The sequence below is a fragment of the Microvirga sp. GN3 genome, assembly GCF_055792825.1.
This window is the reverse complement of record NZ_JBVVAK010000328.1, coordinates 1-2,843: the sequence shown is the minus strand read 5'-3', so window position 1 is coordinate 2,843 and position 2,843 is coordinate 1. Positions and strand designations below refer to the sequence as shown.

The 2,843-nt window shown below is 63.5% G+C and carries 2 protein-coding genes, 1 tRNA gene and 1 pseudogene; 2 read left to right on the top strand and 2 right to left on the bottom strand.

Translation table 11 applies throughout. The annotated features are described in order from the left end of the window. The first annotated feature begins 47 nt into the window (after positions 1 to 47). Both ACS5Q1_RS47360 and ACS5Q1_RS47355 read left to right on the top strand, forming a co-directional pair. Positions 48 to 124: transfer RNA gene (locus ACS5Q1_RS47360), tRNA-Met, on the top strand. Positions 125 to 221: 97 nt separating this feature from the next. Beyond that, positions 222 to 392: a hypothetical protein gene (locus ACS5Q1_RS47355; RefSeq protein ID WP_473104698.1), complete on the top strand. Its 171-nt coding sequence runs from the start codon at positions 222 to 224 to the stop codon at positions 390 to 392. Positions 393 to 773: 381 nt separating this feature from the next. On the opposite strand, the pseudogene ACS5Q1_RS47350 reads toward ACS5Q1_RS47355, so the two are convergent. Beyond that, positions 774 to 1,790: pseudogene (locus ACS5Q1_RS47350) on the bottom strand (recombinase family protein); the annotation flags it as partial. Next, positions 1,787 to 2,521, bottom strand: coding sequence for a tyrosine-type recombinase/integrase (locus ACS5Q1_RS47345; protein ID WP_473104697.1), 735 nt, complete (start codon positions 2,519 to 2,521; stop codon positions 1,787 to 1,789). The gene ACS5Q1_RS47345 and the pseudogene ACS5Q1_RS47350, both read right to left, overlap by 4 nt. Positions 2,522 to 2,843: the final 322 nt, after the last annotated feature.

Here is a 2,843-nt window from a genome sequence, read left to right as displayed (position 1 = left end):
AAACGCTGACTTCGCCTTGATCGCCCGCGATCAAGGCCCCCACTTGGCGCGGGGTGGAGCAGCCCGGTAGCTCGTCAGGCTCATAACCTGAAGGTCACAGGTTCAAATCCTGTCCCCGCAACCACCGACAATCGAAGCCCTTGAGGAACAACCCCCTCAAGGGCTTCGTCGTATCTGAAACCCGATGAACGCCCTCCAGCGCCAGCCGCGCGGAGGGCTTTTTGCTGTTCAACCTCCTGCTGACCAGCCGAGCACAACACCAGAATACGCGCCAGGTCGCCGTGCAGAACCGCATCGAGACCACCCTCGACGCGCGGGCTGAGCTCGATCTTCTCGATCAGCGAGCGGATGAGCTCCATCGCCTCATCCCTGTGGGCGGCATCGTCCAATAGCTGCTCCAGCTCCTCGACCTTCTTGCGGTAAACCGTCGCGAGGTTCGGATGCACCGATACGTTTGGTGGCGTTGAACTTGCACCCTTTTGCCTGACCAGTACGACCTTCTCATTCTCCAACTCTTCCAACCGCGCCTTCATCGACGGCTGGTACAAGCCATCCTCGATCGCGCGCATGATCCCGTCGATCTTGCGCTGCACGCCTGCGCGCTTTGATTCGAGTTCTGCCGCCCTGCCACCTGCCTCCTTCGTGAGCCGGTTCACCTCCTCCTGATAGGCACGGGTGAACTCCGCCACCAGCTCCGGCGTGAGCAGGTTCTGCTTCAGGGCCTTGAGGATGCGCGCCTCGATCTCCTGGCGGCTGATTGTGTGGTCGTTCGTGCACAGGCCCTTGGAGCGCCGCCCGGCGCAGCCATAGCGGTCCTTGGCCATGATCGTGTAACCGGCGCCGCAGCAGCCGCAGACCAGCAGGCCCGAGAGCAGGAAGCGGCGGCGGTGGGCACGGTTGAGCGCGTTGCCGCTCTCGTCGCGGCCCATCTCGAACGCTGTCTTCTCCTGCCGCCGCTTCACCTCCCGCCAGAGGGCCTCGTCAATAATGCGCAGGTGCGGCACTGCCGTGCGCTCCCAGCTCTCCGGCGGGTTCGGGCGTGCCACACGCTTGCCTGTCCTTGGGTCCTTCACATACGAGCAACGGTTCCAGACCAGCTGTCCGACATAGAGCTCATTATTGAGAATGCCGGTGCCGCGCTCCTTCTGACCTCGAATGGTCGTGTCCTGCCACGGGCGGCTCTCGGGGCCAAGAATGCTCTCCTCATTGAGGCGCCGGGCGATCGCCCGCGGGCTCACCCCATGGGCGAACATCGTGAAGATCCGCTCGACCACAGCGGCCTCACCCGGGTTGATGACGCGCCCTCCTCTTTCGGTATGCTCGACCACGTCATAGCCGAAAGCCTTGCCAGCTGCGGCGCGCCCCTGCAGCACCCGGCCCAACTGACCTCGTTTCGTCTTCTCCCTCAGGTCGGAGAGGAACATCTGTGCCATAGTACCCAGCATGCCGACATGCATCGTCGTCACCGCGCCGACATTGACCGCATGCAGGCTCATGCCGTGGAACTGCAGTTCGTCATGCAGGCTGGCCACATCCGAGAGCTTGCGCGCCAGGCGATCGAGGGCTTCCACGATCACCACATCAAACGAGCCGCGCCGTGCCTCAGTGAGCAGAGTTTTGTAACCAGGACGATTGCTGCTGGCGCCGGAGAGCGCGCGGTCTTGGAAGGTCGTTGTGACCTGAAGCCCCTGTTGCGCGGCATAGCGGCGGCAGACCTCGATCTGATCCTCGATCGAGGCATCGCGCTGGTTCTCGCTCGAATAGCGGGCATAGATGGCGGCACGCTTCATGCCAGGTCCTCCAGGGCGGCTTTGAGTCGGTCGAGAGTGGCGCCATGGCGGCGGCTGGCCGCGAGGTTGTCGGCCTGGATGTAGAAGCGCTCAGTCGTCGAGAATTGCCGGTGACCGAGCAGCGGCGCAGCCGCTCGCGCCATGTCGGCCGAGACGGCGGCAAGGCTCGAGGCGGCGCAGTCGCGCAGGAGATGCGGATTGATTGGCGTCCCGAACAGCCGTCGGGTCAGCTTCGTGATGCGCTGATAGACAGAGCGAGCATCGTGCATGACACCCTCCTTGCCGAGCCACAGCTTGGTCGATTCTGTCGCTTGCGGAAATAGCGGCCGCACCATGGACAAATAGCGCGCGAACCAGGACACGAGCGGTCCGGGCAACTCGAAGCTGACTGGCTGACGGGTTTTAGTCTCCTCCGAAGGAATGGTGATGAGCCATCCACCTTCCAAGTCGACGAGATGACGCCCCAACTCCAAGGCAGAGAAGTTCTTCACCCGTAATGGGCGAGCTGCAAGCAAAGCCAGCATCAGGGCATCGCGGTAGGCCAAAGCCTGCTTGAGCGATAGGCTCCCGCTAGGCAGGCGCTCCAACTCCGCGACTGCCGCCGCGAAGATCTCTGTCGTCGGCCGCATCCGGGCCCGCTTGTCGCGGCTGGGCTTGACGTTGATCTGGACCCGGTTGCAGGCATCCTGCAGCCAGCGCCAGTTCCGATCCGGCGCCATCGCCTGCATCATCACCTTCACCCCCACCAGCATCGACAGGCGTGTGCGCGGAGCAACGATGGAGGCAAGGTGGCAGACCGTATGTTCGTTGCCGGCGGAGGTGGCTCGTCCACACTATGCGATGAGCGAGGGTTGCGCCGGATGGGCCGGTGCCGAGCCTCCCGCACAGGGGACGAGCCATGCAGCAGAATAGCAAAGTGTTTGTCGGTCTGGATACGTCGGTGCGCCGGGAGACCGGCAAGGAGTAGGAGGTGAAAGTCCCCCACGATGAAGGGCTAGCAACCCATATCGGCCCCAAGCCGTGCGCAGGCAACCGTGAGGATGTCGGCGAAGC

Coding starts and splice junctions, on each gene's coding strand:
- ACS5Q1_RS47345 (WP_473104697.1), bottom strand. CDS start 2,521: ATGATGCAGGCGATGGCGCCGGATCGGAACTGGCGCTGGCTGCAGGAT.